The organism is Robinsoniella sp. (assembly GCF_034124845.1).
The window spans coordinates 1-18,528 of the sequence record NZ_JAWYAJ010000332.1 but is presented as its reverse complement, the minus strand read 5'-3'; the positions used below and the strand labels follow the sequence as shown (position 1 = coordinate 18,528).

Below are 18,528 nucleotides of genomic sequence, written 5' to 3'. Positions count from 1 at the left end.
CCACAAAGTGTGACGCACAGCTGCCAGAAAGCAATTTTAAAACACGCTCTAGTACAGCGTTGCACAAATACGCTCCAAAGGACGGGTCCGGACAAAGAAGTACTGTAAAAAGCTTCTTTGTCCGGGCTCGTTCTTTATGTATAGATTTAAATCCCTAAAATCCGCACAATTTCATTGAATTTTGCTAAGAAATATAATATAATAAACAATTAAAGTAAGTAGAATTGTAACGTATCGGCAGGTAAGCGCATTTACTGCGGTGACTGTGAGAAATCCAGAGCGTGTATGAAAAATCATTCCCTTCATCTGCACGCCCCACTTTGCGGTATATTTGCCCCGAATTCAGGTTACAGAAGATACGAAAAGGATACGCAGAATTATATTATAATGATCAGATCATTATTTAAAAAATAGATTGGAGAATCATGAACTACGAAGAAGCAAGAGTATATTTAGACAATGCGGCTAAATACGGAAGTGTACTTGGTCTTGACAACATGAAGGAAATGCTCGCAAGGCTTGATAATCCCCAGGATGAATTAAAGTTTATCCATATTTCAGGAACCAATGGCAAGGGCAGCGTACTGGCATATCTGTCAACTGTCCTAAAGGAAGCCGGCTACCGGGTAGGACGTTATATTTCACCCACCCTGTTCCGGTACCGTGAAAGAATCCAGGTAAATGAGGTTTTTATTGAGAAGGATTCTCTGGCGGCACATGTGGCAGAAATAAAAGCGGTGGCAGATGCCATGGAAGAGGAAGGGCTTCCCCATCCTACTTCATTTGAGATTGAAACGGCGTTGTCCTTTTTATATTTCAAAGAAAAAAAATGTGATATTGTTGTTTTGGAAACAGGGCTTGGAGGATTGGACGACGCAACCAATGTGATCACAACCACGGTTATGGAGGTCATTGCATCGATTAGTATGGATCATATGGGGATACTTGGCGAAACCATTGCGGAAATTGCAGCTAAGAAAGCCGGTATTATAAAGCCGGATACCCTGGTAGTCACGATGCAGCAGAAGAAAGAGGCCATGCAGGTAGTACTAGATACTGCAAAGGAGAAAAACTGTCAAGTGATGATTGCGTCTCCCAAAAATGCAAAAGATATTCATTACGGGTATGAGGAACAATCTTTTACCTACGGAGGATATGACAATCTGAAGATCTCCCTGGCAGGTAGTTATCAGGTTGCCAATGCAGTGCTGGCAGTAGAAGCGGTAAATGGACTAATACGGCTGGGATACCGGATTACCCAGGAAGTTCTGCGCAGTGCATTTGCCCATACAAGATGGCCGGGGCGCTTTACCTTGATTCGCAGGGAGCCGGTATTCATCATTGACGGAGCACATAACCGGGACGCGGCACAGGTATTAAAAGAATCCATAGAACTGTACTTTCCGGATAAAAAAATATATTATATAATGGGTGTTTTTAAAGATAAAGAATACAGAGAAATATTAAAAACCACCGCTCCATATGCGGAAGCAATTATTACAATCGAAACTCCACATAACGACAGGGCACTGCCGGCACAGGAACTGGCAGCAGTGGCATCAGAGTACCATAAGCATGTAGAAGCAGCGGACAGTATGAAAGATGCACTTAAGAAGAGCCTGTCAATGGCGGGAAAAGACGATGTGATCATTGCCTTTGGTTCCCTTTCTTTTTTAGGAGAGATTACCAGAGATATGGGAGAAAGTGAGGATTTACGATAATGATAGATCAGGATAAAATCAAAGAAGGCGTCAGACTTATTTTAGAAGGAATCGGCGAGGACATCACAAGAGAAGGACTGATAGAGACGCCGGACCGTATTGCAAGAATGTATACGGAGATTGTAGGCGGAATGGAAGAGGATGCGGCGGAGCATCTTGGCAAACGCTTTCATGTGAAAAATAACGAAATGGTACTGGAAAAAGACATTACATTTTACTCTACCTGTGAACATCATATGCTTCCGTTCTTTGGAAAAGCACATATTGCATATGTGCCAAATGGTTCTGTGGTAGGACTCAGTAAAATTGCAAGAACGGTAGAAGTATTCGCAAAGCGCCTGCAGCTGCAGGAACAGCTGACTGCTCAGATCGCAGATGCATTTATGGATAACCTGGATCCCCAGGGAGTTATGGTAATGGTGGAAGCTGAGCATATGTGCATGACTATGCGGGGAATTAAAAAGCCGGGTTCCAAAACCGTAACGGTGGTTACCAGAGGTGTTTTTCAGGATAACGAAAAACTTCAGAATACGTTTTATCAGATGTTGAGGTAGGCAAAATAGATGGATCGGGTAAATGAAATATTAGTAAACCGGACCTACCGGGATTGTCTGGGAAAAATTCGTGTATGTGAAGCGGACCGGATCTTCTGCAAGCATGATATGGCACATTTTATGGATGTGGCAAGACTTGCGTATATCCTAAATCTAAGAGAAGGACTGAATATCAAAGAGGAGCGGATCTATGCGGCCGCTCTTTTACACGATATAGGGAGACACGAGCAGTATATGGACGGTACGCCTCATCAGGAGGCAAGTGCCAGGATTGCCCCCGGGATTTTAAAGGAGTGCGGTTTTACAGAGGCTGAGAGCATGGAGATTATAAATGCAATTGCCCAGCATAGAAACAGCGGGATTAAAAATGAAAAGAGTCTCGCAGGCATTATCTACCGGGCAGATAAGATGTCCAGAAGCTGCTACGGATGCCAGTCTGAAAAACAGTGCAGCTGGAGTGCTGAAAAGAAAAATATGAAAATAGAATTATAAATATTGCAGAACAGAATATAAAGGTGGTTAGAGACGGGATGAGAATAGGCAATCGGGATTTTGATGTAGATAAACATACTTATATTATGGGCATATTAAATGTTACGCCGGATTCCTTTTCCGATGGCGGAAAATGGAATGATGAGGATGCTGCACTAAAGCATGCTGAGGAAATGATTGAGGAAGGTGCCGATATCATCGATATCGGAGGAGAATCCACCAGACCGGGGTATACCCTGCTGTCTGATGAAGAAGAAATTGCACGTGTGGTTCCGGTAATTCAGGCTGTGAAAAGCCGTTTTGATGTTCCGGTATCCATCGATACTTATAAAAGCCATGTAGCCAGAGCGGCACTGGAAGCAGGAGCAGATCTGGTAAATGATATCTGGGGCCTGAAGTATGATCAGGAACTGGCTGGGGTCATCGCTAAATATCAGGTGCCCTGTTGTCTGATGCATAACCGCAGGGAAGCAGACTATCAGGATTTTATGAAGGATATGCTGCAGGATCTGAGAGAAACGATCTCCATAGCAAAAAAGGCTGGTATTCCAGACCAGAATCTAATTTTAGATCCCGGCGTGGGATTTGGTAAGACGTATGAAAATAATCTGGAAACGATCAACAGGCTGGAGTATATGCATGAACTGGGCTATCCGATCCTACTTGGAACTTCCAGAAAATCAGTGATTGGACTGACCCTGGATCTCCCTGCATCTGAGAGATTGGAGGGAACCCTCGCCACAACCGTAATAGGTGTCATGAAAAAAGCTGCATTTGTAAGAGTACATGATATCCGGGCAAATGCGAGAATTATCAAGATGACTGAGGCAATTACCGGGCGTGCCGGAAGCGGGAGGAATACATGGACAAAATAAAAATCAAAGATCTGGAAATATACTGCCACCACGGTGTCTTTCCGGAAGAAAATACACTGGGGCAGAAGTTTGTTGTTTCGGCAACCCTGTATACGGATACCAGAGAAGCGGGAATGAATGATGACTTAACCAAATCCATCCATTATGGAGATGTGAGCCATTTTATTACGGAGTTTATGCAGAACCATACTTTTAAGCTTATTGAAACGGTTGCAGAAAAACTGGCGATGGAATTGTTGATCGAGGTAGCCAATTTAAAAAAGGTAAAGCTGGAGGTTAAGAAGCCCTGGGCACCGGTTGGACTTCCCTTGGATACCGTAGCGGTGGAAATAAAGAGAGGGTGGCATACGGCTTATATTGCCATTGGATCCAATATGGGGGACAAGAGTTCCTATCTGCAGGGAGCCGTAAAATCCCTGGATGAACTCTACGGCTGCCAGGTAGAAAAAGTATCGGAACTGATTACCACAGCGCCTTATGGCGGGGTAGAACAGGATGAATTTTTAAACGGAGCACTGAAGCTCAAAACTCTTTTTACACCGCAGGAATTGCTGGAAAAGCTCCATGAAATAGAATTGGAAGCAGGCAGGGAGCGGGTAATCCGCTGGGGTCCCAGAACCCTGGATCTGGATATTCTGCTGTATGATGACATCATTTTGGATACGGAAGATCTGCACATTCCACATATTGAAATGCATTTAAGAGACTTTGTATTGGAGCCGATGGTTCAGATTGCGCCATATAAGAGACACCCGCTGCTAAAGAAAACAATGGAACAGTTAAAGGGAGAATTAAATGACTGATTTAACAGAATTAAGAGATGAGATTGACCGTATTGACAAGGAAATGGTTGCATTGTTTGAAAAAAGAATGAGTGTCAGCAGCCAGGTTGCGGAATACAAGATTGATACCGGTAAGAAAGTATTTGATAAAGCAAGAGAAGCATCCAAAATAGAAGCAGTTACCCAAATGACCCACAATGACTTTAATAAACATGGCGTGGAAGAGTTATTCCAGCAGATCATGGCTATGAGCCGGAAATTGCAATATCAGCTTCTGGCACAAAAAGGTGCAGTGGGAAGACTGCCGTTTATCGAAGTGGAAGAGATCCAAAAAGAGAATATAAGGGTGGTATTCCAGGGAGTGGAAGGGGCATACAGCCATGCCGCCATGAAGGAGTATTTTGGAGACAAGGTAAATGCTTTTCATGTGGAAACCTGGAAAGATGCCATGGAAGCAATTGCAGAAGGCTCTGCAGATTATGCGGTTCTTCCAATCGAAAATTCTACAGCCGGAATCGTAAATGATATGTATGACCTGCTGGTAGATTTTGAAAATTATATTGTGGCTGAGCAGGTGATCCGCTGTGAACATAAGCTGCTCACGGTTCCGGGTACAAAGCTGGAAGAAGTAAAAACCGTCTATTCCCATCCCCAGGGGCTGATGCAGTGCAAGCAGTTCTTAGACCAGCACAGAGGTTGGAAACAAGTTCCGCTTGACAATACGGCAGTAGCGGCTAAGAAGGTTTCGGATGACCGGGATAAAACTCAGGCAGCCATAGCCAGTGCCTTTGCCGGTGAATTTTTTGAACTGCAGGATATGGGCGTTCAGGTATGCTACAACGAAGTCAATTCCACCAGATTTATTATTGCCACCAACCAGAGGATCTTCCGAAAGGATGCGGATAAAGTCAGCATTTGTTTCGAAGTGCCTCATAAGAGCGGTTCCCTGTATAACATGCTTTCTCATTTTATATACAATAATCTGAATATGAGCAAAATAGAATCCAGGCCCATACCGGGCAAAAACTGGGAGTACCGGTTCTTTATTGATTTTGAGGGGAATTTAAGTGACAGTGCAGTAAAAAATGCACTTCGGGGTATTCGTGAAGAAGCAATCAATATGAAGATATTAGGAAATTATTAGAGTTAAAGGAATTTCAATCATGCGCTGGGGCGTGCAGATGACGGGAATGAATTTTCAAACACGCTCTAAAGAAAGGCAAGGCAGTTAAAATGGCAGGAGTAAATGAATTAATTGTATACAGAAACTTTGAGCAGGGACAGGTACTGGAGGATATGACCTGGATTATGGAGCATTTTAATAATGAATATTATAATGCGGAGGATATCCGGGCGTTATTTTATGACTGCATACACGGTTTGGTAGAACTGGCGGGCAGCTATGGGTTTTCAAAAAATCTCTGGCATAATTACCTCACCTTTCTGCTGGTAAATAATGAAAATACCTTTAGCACAGCCTGTGAGATTGTAGGACCCGTGGATGGCAGTATCAATGCCTTAGTGCGTCATGATTTTGAAATCATTAAGGAGCTGTTTGATTATGATTTTGGTCCGGTGGAAAAATATCTACAGGTGAACTGCTTTGGTTTTATTAGTAATTACCAGAATATTAATGAAAACAGCAAAATGTTCAATAAAAGAATTCGGGACCGCATCTGCGATCTGAGCGTAAAGCTTGGAAATGCCAGAAGCATTGATGAATTCATGGAGGATATGACTACCTTTTACAAAGACTTCGGCGTAGGTAAGCTTGGTCTTCATAAAGCGTTCCGCGTGGCACATGAAGAAGATGGGGTACATATTGTGCCCATTACCAATATTGCCCATGTACATCTGGACGATCTGGTAGGATATGAAATTGCAAAAAAGAAACTTATAGATAATACGGAGGCGTTTGTCCAGGGCAGAAAAGCAAACAACTGCCTGCTGTTCGGAGATGCCGGCACCGGAAAATCTTCCAGTATCAAAGGCATATTAAATCAGTACTATGATCAGGGGCTGCGCATTATTGAAATATATAAACACCAGTTCCAGGATTTAAATGAAGTCATTGCCCAGATCAAGAATCGAAATTATAAGTTCATCATATATATGGATGATTTATCTTTTGAAGAGTTTGAGATTGAGTATAAATATCTGAAGGCTGTAATCGAGGGAGGTCTTGAGAAAAAGCCGGATAACATACTGATCTATGCCACCTCAAACCGCAGGCATCTGGTACGTGAACAATTCAGTGATAAAGAGGGCCGCAGAGATGACCTTCATTCATCCGATACGGTACAGGAGAAGCTGTCTCTGGTATACCGGTTCGGCGTTAAGATTTTCTTCTGTGCTCCGGACAAAAAAGAATTCCAGAAGATTGTCCGGACACTGGCAGAGCGATATCATATAAATATGAAAGAGGAAGATCTGCTGCTGGAAGCAAATAAATGGGAACTGCAGCATGGCGGTCTGTCAGGACGTACAGCACAGCAGTTTATCGATTATTTATTAGGTCAGATACAGGATTAAACACAAACTATATGGGGGTGATATCGTGACTATGGCAACTTATGCTGCAATTGATGTGGGATCTTATGAAATAGAAATGAAGATTTTCGAACTTTCATCCAGGCGGGGAATGCGTGAAATCGACTGCATCCGCCACCGGATGGAATTGGGGAAGGATGCTTACCGCACAGGGAAGATCAGTGTGGAACTGGTGGAAGAACTCTGCAGTGTACTGCAGGATTTCCTACTGATCATGAAAAGCTACCGTGTAGACGCTTTTCGTGCCTGTGCCACCAGTGCAGTCCGGGAAACCAAGAATAAGTTAATTATGCTGGATTATATCGAAAAACGCACCGGCATTAAAATTGAAGTCCTGGGAAATTCAGAGGAACGATTTCTGGATTACAAATCCATTGCATCCAGAGAAGCGGAATTTGCAAATATTATTCAAAAAGGAACTGCCATTCTGGATGTGGGAGGCGGCAGTATGCAGATTTCCCTGTTTGATAAAGACAGCCTGGTAACCACACAGAACATCCGCCTTGGCAATATGCGTATCCGGGAACGTCTGTCCGATATGGAAAATCAAACGCCTCATATGGAAGTTCTCATCGAAGAACTGATTAACAATGAGGTACTGGGTTTTAAGAAGTTATATTTGAAGGAAAGAGAGATCCAGAATGTAATTCTCATTGGGGACTATATTTTGGATCTTACCAAAAAATCCTTTTTGACAAAAGAAGAATTTTTGACTCTTTATGATACCGTGATCTGTAAATCACCGGAGGATATAGCAGAGACATATGAGATTCCCTATGAAAGTGCATCTCTGATTATTCCATCGGTCATCATCTATAAGCGCCTGTTAGAAGAAATGGAAGCAGAGGCCATCTGGGTGCCCGGCGTTTCCCTGTGTGACGGCATGGCATATGAATTTGCACAGAAGAATAAAATAATCAAATCACTTCATAATTTTGACAATGATATTATTGCCGCTGCCAGAAATATCTCCAAACGGTACCAATCCAACAAAGGACACATTAAAGCCCTGGAAGATCTTGCAATACCCATTTTTGATAAATTGAAAAAAGTCCATGGTATGAATGCCAGGGACCGGCTGCTCCTTCGGATCGCGGTGATACTTCATGGTTGCGGAAAGTACATCAGCCTCTCAAACGTTGCGGAATGTTCTTACAGTATCATTATGGCAACAGAGATTATCGGCCTCTCTCATGTAGAACGGGAAATCATCGCAAATGTGGTAAAATATAATACCATGGATTTCTCTTATTACGATGTGACAGAAGGACGGATAACGGAGATCAGCAAAGATGAATACTTAAGGATTGCCAAGTTAACCGCTATTCTCCGTGTAGCGAATGCTCTTGACCGCAGCCACAAACAGAAGTTCCGGGATGTCAGGCTGGCGTTTCGGGAAAATGAATTATTGATTATCGCAGAAACCCAGGAAGATATCACATTGGAAAAGGGACTGTTTCAGGAAAAAGCTGATTTTTTCCAGGAAGTATTCAGCGTGCGGCCAGTGATTAAACAGAAAAAATTAATGTAACAGGGGGGAGACAGATGGAACAAATCGATTATACAAAACCTGAATTTTATACCAACCGGGAATCCAGCTGGGTAGGATTTAATGACAGAGTCCTGAGCGAAGCCAGGGATAAATCCCTTCCGTTATTCGAACGGTTGAAATTCTTAAGTATTACAGCATCCAACCTGGATGAATTTTTTATGATCCGTGTGGCATCTTTAAAAGACATGGTGCATGCCGGTTATACGAAAAAAGATATCGCAGGCTTAACGGCCACCGAACAGATCGACATGATTTTAGATGAAGTGCATGAGTTGGTAAACTTACAGTACTCCACTTATAACCGTTCTCTTTTGCCGGCTTTAAAGCAGCAGGGACTGGAAGTAGTAGTCTGCCATGAGGATTTAAGCAAAGAACAGGGTGCATTTGTTGATCAGTATTTTGAAGAAAATGTCTATCCGGTACTGACTCCAATGGCTATGGATTCTTCCAGGCCATTTCCTTTGATCCGTAATAAATCTTTGAATATCGGGGCATTGATTTCAAAAAAGGGAGAGACGGAGTTTGCTACGGTTCAGGTTCCTTCCGTACTGCCCAGGATTATCCGCCTGCCGGAGGGGAAAAAGGGAGAAAAAAGGGTAATCCTTCTGGAAGAAGTCATTGAGCGTAATATCCAGAAGCTGTTCTTAAATTATAACGTAATCTGTGCCCATCCCTACAGAATCATGCGAAATGCAGACTTAACCATTGATGAAGATGAGGCTGCAGACCTCTTAAAAGAAATACAGCGCCAGCTGAAAAAGCGCCAATGGGGTGAGGTCATCCGCCTGGAAATCGAAGATAAGATGGATAAACATCTCCTGAAGGTGTTAAAGAAAGAATTTGGCATTAAAGAAGAAGAGATCTTTACCATCAATGGTCCCCTGGATCTGACTTTCCTGATGAAAATGTACGGACTGGACGGATTCGACCATTTGAAATATGAATCCTATCATCCCCAGCCTGTTCCCGATATGATGGGTGATGAGGATATCTTTACCCAGATCCGCAGTGGAGATATTCTGCTCCATCATCCATTTATGACCTTTAATCCGGTAGTAGACTTTGTGAAGCAGGCGGCAAAAGATCCTGATGTTCTGGCTATTAAGCAAACACTGTATAGGGTCAGCGGAAATTCACCGATTATCGCTGCGCTCGCACAGGCTGCTGAAAACGGCAAACAGGTATCGGTTCTGGTAGAATTAAAAGCCCGTTTTGATGAAGAAAATAATATTGTATGGGCGAAAATGCTGGAGAAAGCCGGGTGCCATGTAATCTATGGACTGGTGGGATTAAAGACTCACAGCAAGATTACTCTGGTGGTCCGCAGAGAAGAAGACGGAATCCGCCGTTATGTCCATCTGGGAACCGGGAATTACAATGATGCTACGGCAAAGTTATATACTGACTGCGGACTTTTGACCTGTTCAGAACCCATCGGGGAAGATGCAACGGCTGTATTCAATATGCTTTCCGGTTATTCTGAGCCAAAGAGCTGGAATAAGCTGGCAGTGGCGCCGATCTGGCTGAGAAACCGATTCTTAAAACTGATTCGGCGAGAGACCAGAAATGCGTTGGAAGGGAAACCGGCACATATTATCGCTAAAATGAATTCTCTATGTGATAAAGATATTATTGCAGCCCTTTATGAAGCATCGGCGGCTGGCGTAAAAGTTGATCTGATTATTCGGGGAATCTGCTGTCTGAAGGTAGGGATTCCGGGTGTGAGTGAGAATATTACGGTTCGTTCAATCGTAGGCAACTTTTTGGAACACAGCCGTATCTTCTATTTTTACCACAATGGGAGCAAAGAGGTCTATATGGGAAGTGCGGACTGGATGCCCCGTAACCTGGATAAACGTGTGGAAATCCTCTTCCCCGTTGAAAGTGAGCGTCTGAAGATGGAAGTGATTCACATTCTCCAGATTCAGCTGGAAGATAACGTGAAAGCACATATTTTACAGCCGGACGGAAGCTATGAAAAAGTGGACAGAAGAGGCAAGGTTAAAATGAATTCCCAGGAATATTTTTGTGAAGAAGCAGTGGAGAGAGCGGCAAAACCAGAAGACGTTGTGAAAGACCGGGTATTTATTCCGGCTGCACCTATTGACAGCTGAATATAAAAAGGGGATTTTGTATTGAAAGAGCTTTAAATATGGATTTGATATTGAAGGAGATTTAAGAAGTGGATTCGGTATCGAAGAGCTTTAAAAGTGGATTTCGTATTGTCGAGATTTAAAAACGTGATTCGATATTGAAAGAGCTTCAAAAAGTGGATTTCATATAGAAAGTGCTTAAAAATAGATTTCGCATTGAAAGAAAAGAGTTTAAAAGTATGATTTAATTTAAAAAAGCAGGAAATAGGGAGCACATATCAATCCCTAAATCCTGCTTTTTTGTTAATACAAGAGAAATTTTTCAATCACTTCAGCAATACCGTCATGGTTATTGTCTTTTTGCGTTATGTAGTCTCCATATTTTTTTATATCTTCGGCTGCATTTTTCATAACGACGCCGATTTCCGCTGTTTCCAGCATTGAGATATCATTAGGAGCGTCTCCGGCAGCGATTGTGTTGCATTTGGGGATGCCCAGGATACCGCATAATACTTCAATAGCATGTCCTTTTGACATTCCTGGTGCCACAAACTCCAGGTACTGGGGACAGGAAAAGATATATTCCGTCTTCCCGGCTGCCCAATCTGCAACGGATTCCTGGAAATGCACCAGTTTATCATGATTTTCATAGTCAATAACGATTACTTTCCCAGGCTCCGTGGTTAATTCTGTCATGACATCCGGTACAATTCTGGAGGTCAGGTTCGTAAGAGATTCGTATCTGTGCAGTGCAGGAGTATCGTGTTCTGAGAGAATATGGGTGTCTGAATAGGTTTGGGAATGCAGTCCCTGTGCGTGTGCAGCATCTAAGAGATAGCGGACATAGTCAAGGGGAAGCGTTTCTTTATAAACCGTTTTTTTATGATATAAGTCATAGATTTCTGCGCCGTTAAATGCAATTGCATAGCAGCCGTCCTGTGTTAAACCCAGTTCTTTGGAAAGTACAATCGCGCTGGCTAGAGGACGTCCGGTGGTAATTACAATCTTATGTCCCTGCTTTAATGCCTTTTGGATAGCTTTCTGGTTGCCTGGGGTAATTTCTTTGTCATCATTTAATAGGGTACCGTCCAGGTCCAAAAATAAGATTTTCGTTTTCTTTTCATTTTCCATAAAATCTTCCAGTGCTTCATCGCTGTCACTGATCCAGATATCTTCCTCAGCAGCCGTCAATCCCAGATATTCACGTAAGGTACGCGTATCATCACTGAAATTCCACTTGCTGGTATAATCGAAAATTTCATCAAATTCAATTGACCCGTTCATATATAATTCACGAAATGTCATAATTCCTCCATTTGGATGCCTGCGGGCACCTGCTTATTTGTTGGGTATAAAAAATACACTCTGAAAATTATTATACCTAAAAGTGGAGGAGAAGACAAGGAAAATGAAACGAAAAAAGTTTTTCAAAACATGTGGATTACCCCGTGGGGGTATGTGATAACTTATGGAATGACTCAGAAACGGTTTGAAGATTCCACCCGCTTGTATTCTCGCTCAATAGGGGGTATACTAAAAAGGACAAAAAAGCATATTTAAGACGTGGATAGAGTAACAGAAAGGCGTATTGCAGTTCTGCCTGCAGTACGAAAGGTAATGCAAATGAAATATATAGATTTACATGTACATTCCAATTGTTCTGACGGCACTTTTACGCCGGCAGAGTTAGTAGATTATGCGGTTCGGAAAAATCTGGCAGCATTTGCGCTGACGGACCATGATACTACAGCGGGGCTGGAAGAGGCATTTGAAGCAGCCAAAGAAAAAGAAATAGAAGTAATTCCAGGGATTGAGTTTTCTACAGAATATATGGGGCGGGATATTCATATTGTGGGATTGGAATTCGATTATAAAAGTCCTGTATTTATAAGCCAGACCCGGAGATTCCAGGATTCCAGGGATATACGTAACCGGAAAATGATACAGAAACTGCGGGAGGGTGGAATTGATATTACCTGGGAGAAGATGAAGGAGCGGTATCAGGATGCAGTATGGACAAGGGCTCATTTTGCAAGTTATCTTTTAGAATGTGGCTATGTGAAGGACATGCGCGATGCATTTAAGAATTATATCGGAGACGATTGCCCTTACTTTGTTCCCCGGGAAAAAGTGACACCTGTCCAGGCTGTCCGTCTGATCCGACAGACCGGAGGAATTCCGATCCTTGCACATCCGCTTCTGTATCATTTAAAAGAAGAAGAGATGGATACCCTGTTAGAGGAATTGAAAAAAGCGGGTCTCATTGGAATTGAAGCTATATATTCCACACACGCTGGTTTCGATGAAAGTACGGTTCGGCGCATGGCACGTCTGCATGGACTTCAAATCAGCGGCGGTTCTGATTTTCATGGTTCCCGTAAGCCTGGTATCGACCTGGGATGCGGAAGAGGTAATCTTAAAATATCCTATGATATTCTTAAGCAGTTGCGTGAGGCACGGGAAAAATAGTCAAAAACACCGCTGCAGTCGCCAAATGGACGCGCCAGCGTGTCCGTTTGGCTCGTTGCCCGCGGGAATAAAATAAAAATAAATAAAAAAAGGTAATTGACAAATCCTATGATATAGACTATGATATTTACATACCCCATAGGGGTATATGGAAGGAGGAATAGATATGAAGACAGAAGTCTATATCATAAAAGGAATGACGTGTGCATCCTGCAGCAGCGCAGTTGAAAGGGTTACCAGAAAGATGGATGGTGTAACGAGAAGCGATGTCAATCTGGCAACCAATAAGATGACCATTGAGTATGAAGAAGAGAAGGTATCGCCGGAAGATATCATGAACCGGGTGGAACGGGCAGGCTTTGCGGCGGAACAGGAAGTTTTAAAAGATGAAAAGAAAGTAAAGGAAGAAAAAGAGGAGCGGGAAGAAGCATCTCATAAGATCAAACGTAGACTGATAATCAGTATTGTACTTGCGGTTCCCCTGCTTTATATTTCCATGGGGCATATGATCCCGTTCCCGCTGCCACTGCCGGGATTCCTGGATATGCATGAACAGCCCCTGAACTTTGCATTAGCGCAGTTGATTCTTACCACATTTATATTAATCTGCGGAAGAAAATTTTATATAATCGGATTTAAAACATTATTTCGAGGACATCCAAATATGGACTCTCTGGTGGCAATCGGTACGGGAAGTGCCTATATTTACAGCCTTGTGATGACGGCATTAATACCATCATCCCATATGTACGTAGAGCGTCTGTATTATGAATCAGCAGCGGTAGTTGTAACACTTGTAATGCTTGGTAAATATCTGGAGAGCCGCAGTAAAGGAAAGACGTCGGAAGCAATTCAGAAATTAATGGAACTGGCTCCGGATGTAGCAGTGGTATTACGGGACAAAACGGAAATGGAAATTCCCACAACGGAAGTAAAAAAAGGTGATCTGTTATTGATCCGTCCCGGCAGCCGAGTTCCTTTGGATGGAGTGGTGGTCAGCGGAAGCAGCAGCGTGGATGAATCTATGCTGACGGGAGAAAGCATTCCGGTAGAGAAAAGTGCTGGCAGTGAAGTGATTGGCGGCAGTATAAATTATAACGGATCCATGCAGGTAGAAGTAACCCATACGGGCAGTGATACTACATTGGCTAAAATCATTAAACTGATGGAAGATGCGCAGGGCAAGAAAGCGCCAATATCCAAACTGGCAGATACCGTGGCGGGGTATTTTGTACCGGCAGTTATTGTAATTGCAGTTGTTGCAGCAATTATCTGGGCTTTGGCTGGGCATGATCTGGCGTTTGTTTTAACCATATTCGTATCCGTATTAGTAATTGCATGCCCATGCGCCCTGGGACTGGCAACACCTACCGCAATTATGGTTGGTACAGGGCTTGGTGCCAAGTACGGAATCCTGATTAAGAGCGGGGAAGCTTTAGAAATCACCCATAAAATTGATGCCGTTGTTCTGGATAAGACAGGAACCGTTACAGAAGGAAAACCAAGAGTTGTTGAAATCGTAAGTCCTGATATGGACGCAGAGGAATTGCTGCGGATTACGGCATCCTGTGAGCGGGATTCCGAACATCCTCTGGGAAGAGCAATCGTAGAAGATGCGAAAAACAAAGGGATTGCATTAACAGAGCCGGAAGCATTTGAAAGCATTACCGGAAAAGGAATTAAAGCAGAATTTGCAGGAGATGAAGTATATATTGGAAATGAACGGATGATATCAGACCTGGGGATCGATCTGGGCAGTATGAAGCAGTCAGCAGATTCAATCGCAGATAAAGGCCAGACACCAATGTTTGTAGTAATTGGAGGGGCGCTTAAAGGGATTGTCAGCGTAGCCGATACCATGAAGGAAACCAGTACCAAGGCAATTGATGATATGAAGAAACTGGGGATCACCGTGACCATGCTTACAGGCGACAATAAACGAACGGCCCAGTATATTGGAAAACAGGCACACGTGGATCATGTAATTGCAGAAGTACTTCCTGGTGATAAAGCAGCAGTGGTAGCCGACCTGCAGAAACAGGGCAAAAAAGTCATGATGGTTGGAGACGGCATCAATGATGCTCCTGCACTGGTGCAGGCTGACGTGGGAACTGCAATCGGAAGCGGCAGTGATATTGCTATGGAATCCAGTGATGTGGTATTAATGAGATCAGATCTGCAGGATGTATACCGGGCTATCAAACTGAGTAAAGCCACAATCCGGAATATCAAAGAGAATCTGTTCTGGGCATTTATTTTTAATACCATTGGAATTCCGGTGGCAGCCGGTGTATTGTATGCATTTGGCGGACCGCTGCTGAACCCTATTTTTGCAGGGCTTGCAATGTCCTTCAGTTCCGTTTTCGTAGTCAGCAACGCGCTTCGCCTGAAACGGCTGAAGTTATAAAAAAGATGAAGAGGTGGACAGATGAGCGAAGAAATATGTAATTGCGAAAAACATAAGCATAGGGAAGATAAGGAATATAAGGATCTGGTTTACCGTCTGAACCGTATCGAAGGGCAGATACGGGGAATTAAGAACATGGTGGAAGAAGAGCGGTATTGTGTGGACATTTTAACACAGGTTTCCGCCATCCAGTCAGCGCTGAACAGTTTCAATAAAAGCCTGCTGGCAAATCATATTAAATCCTGTGTGGTGGAAGATATACGGGGTGGAAATGACGAAGTAGTGGATGAATTGTGTAAAACCATTCAGAAGCTCATGAAATAGAAATTCTAAAATGAATTTATAGATAAAAATAATAATGAAAAAGGAGTGTAAATTATGACAGTATTAAAAGTAGAGGAAATGCATTGCGAAAAATGCGTAGAAAGAATCAGTAAAGCTTTTGACAAGGCAGGACTTACCTATGAAGTAAACCTGGCAGATAAAACAGTTTCCATTGACGGATGTGAAAAATGTATTGCTACCGCAAAAGAAATTCTGGATGATCTGGGTTTTTAGAACGTACTTTTGTATTATTTTCTGACAAACGTACATCACAGTTGGTGAAAGATTTGCCCCGGATGAAGACCGACAAGCGTGCTATGTAACCTGAATTCGGGGCAAATGTTGAGATAAGGCAGAAAAAGAAGGGATTCTTATATGAATGAATCACTTCTTTTTTAATCGTTATAAGTATGCACATCTGTATGGAACAATTAAAAATGGAAGAGGTGGCGAAATTGAAGCACAAAGCGAAAAAGGAAGACAAGATCAAAATTATCCACAGCACAGAATTTGATGATTTCAACGATGGAGATATTCTGATGGTCAATGACACCTGGTACGGCGGTGTCTGGGCGAAAGATGAAGCTGGAGTATCCGTGGCTGTAAATGAGGATGCTTATGAGATTTTAGAAGCGGCAACATGCAACAAATTAGAAGAAAAGAAAAATCACGATGCAGTGGTAATGGATCAGTTTACAATCATGCATGGAAATGAATGGATGCAGCCGGATAAAATTAAAAATCTGCTGGGTCAGACTTACTGGGCAAATGCCAGGGATATGGAAACCATAAAAAAGTCAATTGACAATTCTCTGTGTTATGGAGCATTTCGCATTGACAATGGGGAACAGATTGCATTTGCACGTGTGCTGACAGATTATGCCACGACCTTTTATCTTTGCGATGTGGTGGTAGATGAACAATACCGGGGAGCTGGCATAGGGAAGGCTTTGCTTACGGCAATCCAGGAAAATGAGGAAATATCCTCTTTGCGAGGAATATTGGCAACACAGGATGCCCATGAATTTTATAAGCAGTTCGGTTTTGTGGATGAGGACAGAACTTTTATGGGAAAGCCCAGAATAGCACCCGATAAAAAGGAGGAAGATTAGCATGCAGGAGTGCATTAATGGAATACAACTCCATTATGAAGTGAGAGGAGAGGGAAAGCCGGTCATCATGCTTCACGGCTGTGGATGTGATTACCGGTTAATGTCCGGATGTATGGAACCGGTATTCCAGGGGCATCAGGGATATCAGCGTATCTATATAGATTTACCCGGGATGGGAGAGACAAATGCCCCGCTTTCAGCCGGAAGTTCAGATAAGATACTGGAAACTTTAATAGCATTTATTAACAAAATGACGAATGGACCATTCCTGATTGCGGGAGAATCCTATGGGGGCTATCTGGCAAGGGGGATTGTGACCAGGTTATACAAGGATGTAGACGGGCTCCTTATGATTTGTCCGGTAATCGTACCAAAGCATAGCAAGCGTAATGTGCCGGAAAAAGCAGCCTTGATGTATGATGAAACATTTTTAAGGGGACTCTCTCAGGAAGAAAGAGAAGCTTATTGCGGATATGCAGTAGTTGCAAACCAGGATGTCTATCAGCGTTTCCGGGATGACATTCTTCCAGGCCTGAAAATGGCAGATACACCTTTTATAGAAACGCTGCAGAATAACTATGCTTTTTCCTGGGATATAGATAGGATAAGCCGAGAATTAAAATTTGAGAAACCCGTTCTATTACTTGCCGGGCGTCAGGATAACTGCGTAGGATATGAGGATTTATGGAACATCATGGGAGATTACCCCAGGGGAACATTTGCAGTACTGGATATGGCGGGGCATAATTTGCAGATTGAGCATCCGGGGTTATTCCATTCACTTGTGAAGGAGTGGATACAGAGGACAGAAGTAAGCAGTACATAAATCGGAAATCAATAAGTGAAAACTAAGCCAAAAAGTATCTTTTCTTTCTAGGGGAGAAGATACTTTTTGCTTAACTTCATGGAAGTATGTTATTATTTGTTCAATAAGTAGATGGATAAATTCAAGTATGCTGCAAATATGCACCATAGAAGATATGGGATCTGCAAATAAGCAGCCAAAGGATCGATTTTGTAGAATTTCATGATCATTACAATAATAACTGCAATTAATAGGAGCAACCAGACAAAAGCGAATAAGTAAAGCTGCAGGTTAAAAAAGATCAGACTCCAGAAAAAATTAAGAGTTAGCTGCAATGCATACCAAAATAATGCATTTTTTGTATCTTCACTACCGGAAGTAATGATAAGATAGCAGGAAATTCCCATTAAAATATACAAAATAGTCCATACAATGGGAAATATTGCACCGGGAGGGCTGACAGATGATTTATTCAGCATTTCATAGGCAGCTGATGGGCTGCGGGTCAGCAGGGCGGATATCTGCCCGACTGCCAGCGGAATTAAGATGCTGATCCATAATTTATCAAATTTAATCTTCATATTTTAATCCTGTTTCTTTCAATATATGTAGCAAATGTTGTATATATGAAGGAAATATGGAAGAAACTCCTGTCTGAAAGGTAAATAAGGGATTATAAAAAGATTATGGAGTAATTATAGAAAATGAACAGATAGTAATATATTTGAGCAAAAAAATAAGCGGGTGATGGGAATCGAACCCACGTATCCAGCTTGGAAGGCTGGTGTTCTA

22 protein-coding genes are annotated in these 18,528 nt (G+C 42.6%); 18 read left to right on the top strand and 4 right to left on the bottom strand.

Annotated features, from left to right (window positions below):
* Nucleotides 1-158, top strand: a 158-nt coding sequence (locus ACH2DQ_RS16870) for a DUF6783 domain-containing protein (protein ID WP_395027517.1), incomplete at its 5' end; no start/stop codon positions are given.
* 13 nt (nt 159-171) lie between these two features.
* Here ACH2DQ_RS16870 and ACH2DQ_RS16865 read toward each other — a convergent pair.
* Entirely contained in the window at nt 172-342 is a 171-nt protein-coding gene (locus ACH2DQ_RS16865; RefSeq protein WP_394915683.1) for a DUF6783 domain-containing protein, read from the bottom strand.
* Here ACH2DQ_RS16865 and ACH2DQ_RS16860 point away from each other — a divergent pair.
* The 11 genes from ACH2DQ_RS16860 to ACH2DQ_RS16810 are packed head-to-tail and all read left to right on the top strand — an operon-like array spanning nt 286 to nt 10,640.
* Nucleotides 286-414: a DUF6783 domain-containing protein gene (locus tag ACH2DQ_RS16860; protein WP_395027512.1), complete on the top strand. Its 129-nt coding sequence runs from the start codon at nt 286-288 to the stop codon at nt 412-414. The two genes, ACH2DQ_RS16865 and ACH2DQ_RS16860, sit on opposite strands and share 57 nt — an antisense overlap.
* Nucleotides 415-425: 11 nt before the next feature.
* Nucleotides 426-1,721 (top strand): bifunctional folylpolyglutamate synthase/dihydrofolate synthase, encoded by a 1,296-nt coding sequence (locus ACH2DQ_RS16855; RefSeq protein WP_394915662.1) that lies wholly within the window; start codon nt 426-428, stop codon nt 1,719-1,721.
* Nucleotides 1,721-2,275 carry a GTP cyclohydrolase I FolE gene (gene folE, locus ACH2DQ_RS16850; protein ID WP_394915663.1) on the top strand — a complete coding sequence of 185 codons (555 nt, stop codon included), beginning with the start codon at nt 1,721-1,723 and terminating at the stop codon, nt 2,273-2,275. The genes ACH2DQ_RS16855 and folE overlap by 1 nt, the downstream gene beginning before the upstream one ends.
* Nucleotides 2,276-2,284: 9 nt before the next feature.
* Complete coding sequence (locus tag ACH2DQ_RS16845) at nt 2,285-2,767, top strand: HD domain-containing protein (RefSeq protein WP_394915664.1); 483 nt, start codon at nt 2,285-2,287, stop codon at nt 2,765-2,767.
* 38 nt (nt 2,768-2,805) lie between these two features.
* Nucleotides 2,806-3,642: a dihydropteroate synthase gene (folP, locus tag ACH2DQ_RS16840; RefSeq protein WP_394915665.1), complete on the top strand. Its 837-nt coding sequence runs from the start codon at nt 2,806-2,808 to the stop codon at nt 3,640-3,642.
* The gene (gene folK, locus ACH2DQ_RS16835) at nt 3,630-4,445 is read left to right on the top strand and encodes a 2-amino-4-hydroxy-6-hydroxymethyldihydropteridine diphosphokinase (protein ID WP_394915666.1); all 816 of its coding nucleotides are present in this window, start codon (nt 3,630-3,632) and stop codon (nt 4,443-4,445) included. The genes folP and folK overlap by 13 nt, the downstream gene beginning before the upstream one ends.
* On the top strand, nt 4,438-5,568 hold the full coding sequence (gene pheA / locus ACH2DQ_RS16830) for a prephenate dehydratase (RefSeq protein ID WP_394915667.1): 1,131 nt from the start codon (nt 4,438-4,440) through the stop codon (nt 5,566-5,568). Before folK ends, pheA begins: the two co-directional genes overlap by 8 nt.
* Nucleotides 5,569-5,587: 19 nt before the next feature.
* On the top strand, nt 5,588-5,656 hold the full coding sequence (locus ACH2DQ_RS16825) for a DUF6783 domain-containing protein (protein WP_395027515.1): 69 nt from the start codon (nt 5,588-5,590) through the stop codon (nt 5,654-5,656).
* 1 nt (nt 5,657) lies between these two features.
* On the top strand, nt 5,658-6,956 hold the full coding sequence (locus ACH2DQ_RS16820) for an ATP-binding protein (protein WP_394915668.1): 1,299 nt from the start codon (nt 5,658-5,660) through the stop codon (nt 6,954-6,956).
* 31 nt (nt 6,957-6,987) lie between these two features.
* Nucleotides 6,988-8,505, top strand: a complete 1,518-nt coding sequence (locus ACH2DQ_RS16815; protein WP_394915685.1) for an exopolyphosphatase — start codon at nt 6,988-6,990, stop codon at nt 8,503-8,505.
* 14 nt (nt 8,506-8,519) lie between these two features.
* The gene (locus ACH2DQ_RS16810) at nt 8,520-10,640 is read left to right on the top strand and encodes an RNA degradosome polyphosphate kinase (RefSeq protein WP_394915669.1); all 2,121 of its coding nucleotides are present in this window, start codon (nt 8,520-8,522) and stop codon (nt 10,638-10,640) included.
* Between the two features lie 282 nt (nt 10,641-10,922).
* On the opposite strand, the gene ACH2DQ_RS16805 is transcribed toward ACH2DQ_RS16810, so the two are convergent.
* A complete protein-coding gene (locus ACH2DQ_RS16805; protein WP_394915670.1) occupies nt 10,923-11,924 on the bottom strand; it encodes a Cof-type HAD-IIB family hydrolase in 1,002 nt (333 codons plus the stop codon).
* A gap of 318 nt (nt 11,925-12,242) precedes the next feature.
* Between ACH2DQ_RS16805 and ACH2DQ_RS16800 the strand changes: the two genes are divergently transcribed.
* From ACH2DQ_RS16800 to ACH2DQ_RS16785, 4 genes are all read left to right on the top strand, one after another.
* Nucleotides 12,243-13,088 (top strand): PHP domain-containing protein, encoded by an 846-nt coding sequence (locus ACH2DQ_RS16800; protein WP_394915671.1) that lies wholly within the window; start codon nt 12,243-12,245, stop codon nt 13,086-13,088.
* Between the two features lie 166 nt (nt 13,089-13,254).
* Nucleotides 13,255-15,495: a heavy metal translocating P-type ATPase gene (locus tag ACH2DQ_RS16795; RefSeq protein ID WP_394915672.1), complete on the top strand. Its 2,241-nt coding sequence runs from the start codon at nt 13,255-13,257 to the stop codon at nt 15,493-15,495.
* Between the two features lie 21 nt (nt 15,496-15,516).
* A complete protein-coding gene (locus ACH2DQ_RS16790; protein WP_394915673.1) occupies nt 15,517-15,819 on the top strand; it encodes a metal-sensing transcriptional repressor in 303 nt (100 codons plus the stop codon).
* A 54-nt stretch (nt 15,820-15,873) separates the two neighbouring features.
* Nucleotides 15,874-16,053: a cation transporter gene (locus ACH2DQ_RS16785; RefSeq protein ID WP_394915674.1), complete on the top strand. Its 180-nt coding sequence runs from the start codon at nt 15,874-15,876 to the stop codon at nt 16,051-16,053.
* Here the strand turns inward: ACH2DQ_RS16785 and ACH2DQ_RS16780 are convergent.
* Complete coding sequence (locus ACH2DQ_RS16780) at nt 16,016-16,237, bottom strand: DUF6783 domain-containing protein (protein ID WP_394915675.1); 222 nt, start codon at nt 16,235-16,237, stop codon at nt 16,016-16,018. The two genes, ACH2DQ_RS16785 and ACH2DQ_RS16780, sit on opposite strands and share 38 nt — an antisense overlap.
* A 4-nt stretch (nt 16,238-16,241) precedes the next feature.
* Between ACH2DQ_RS16780 and ACH2DQ_RS16775 the strand changes: the two genes are divergently transcribed.
* Both ACH2DQ_RS16775 and ACH2DQ_RS16770 read left to right on the top strand, forming a co-directional pair.
* Nucleotides 16,242-16,931, top strand: coding sequence for a GNAT family N-acetyltransferase (locus ACH2DQ_RS16775; RefSeq protein WP_394915676.1), 690 nt, complete (start codon nt 16,242-16,244; stop codon nt 16,929-16,931).
* A 1-nt stretch (nt 16,932) separates the two neighbouring features.
* A complete protein-coding gene (locus tag ACH2DQ_RS16770; RefSeq protein WP_394915677.1) occupies nt 16,933-17,757 on the top strand; it encodes an alpha/beta fold hydrolase in 825 nt (274 codons plus the stop codon).
* A gap of 92 nt (nt 17,758-17,849) precedes the next feature.
* On the opposite strand, the gene ACH2DQ_RS16765 is transcribed toward ACH2DQ_RS16770, so the two are convergent.
* Entirely contained in the window at nt 17,850-18,317 is a 468-nt protein-coding gene (locus tag ACH2DQ_RS16765) for a TspO/MBR family protein (protein ID WP_394915678.1), read from the bottom strand.
* Nucleotides 18,318-18,528: the final 211 nt, after the last annotated feature.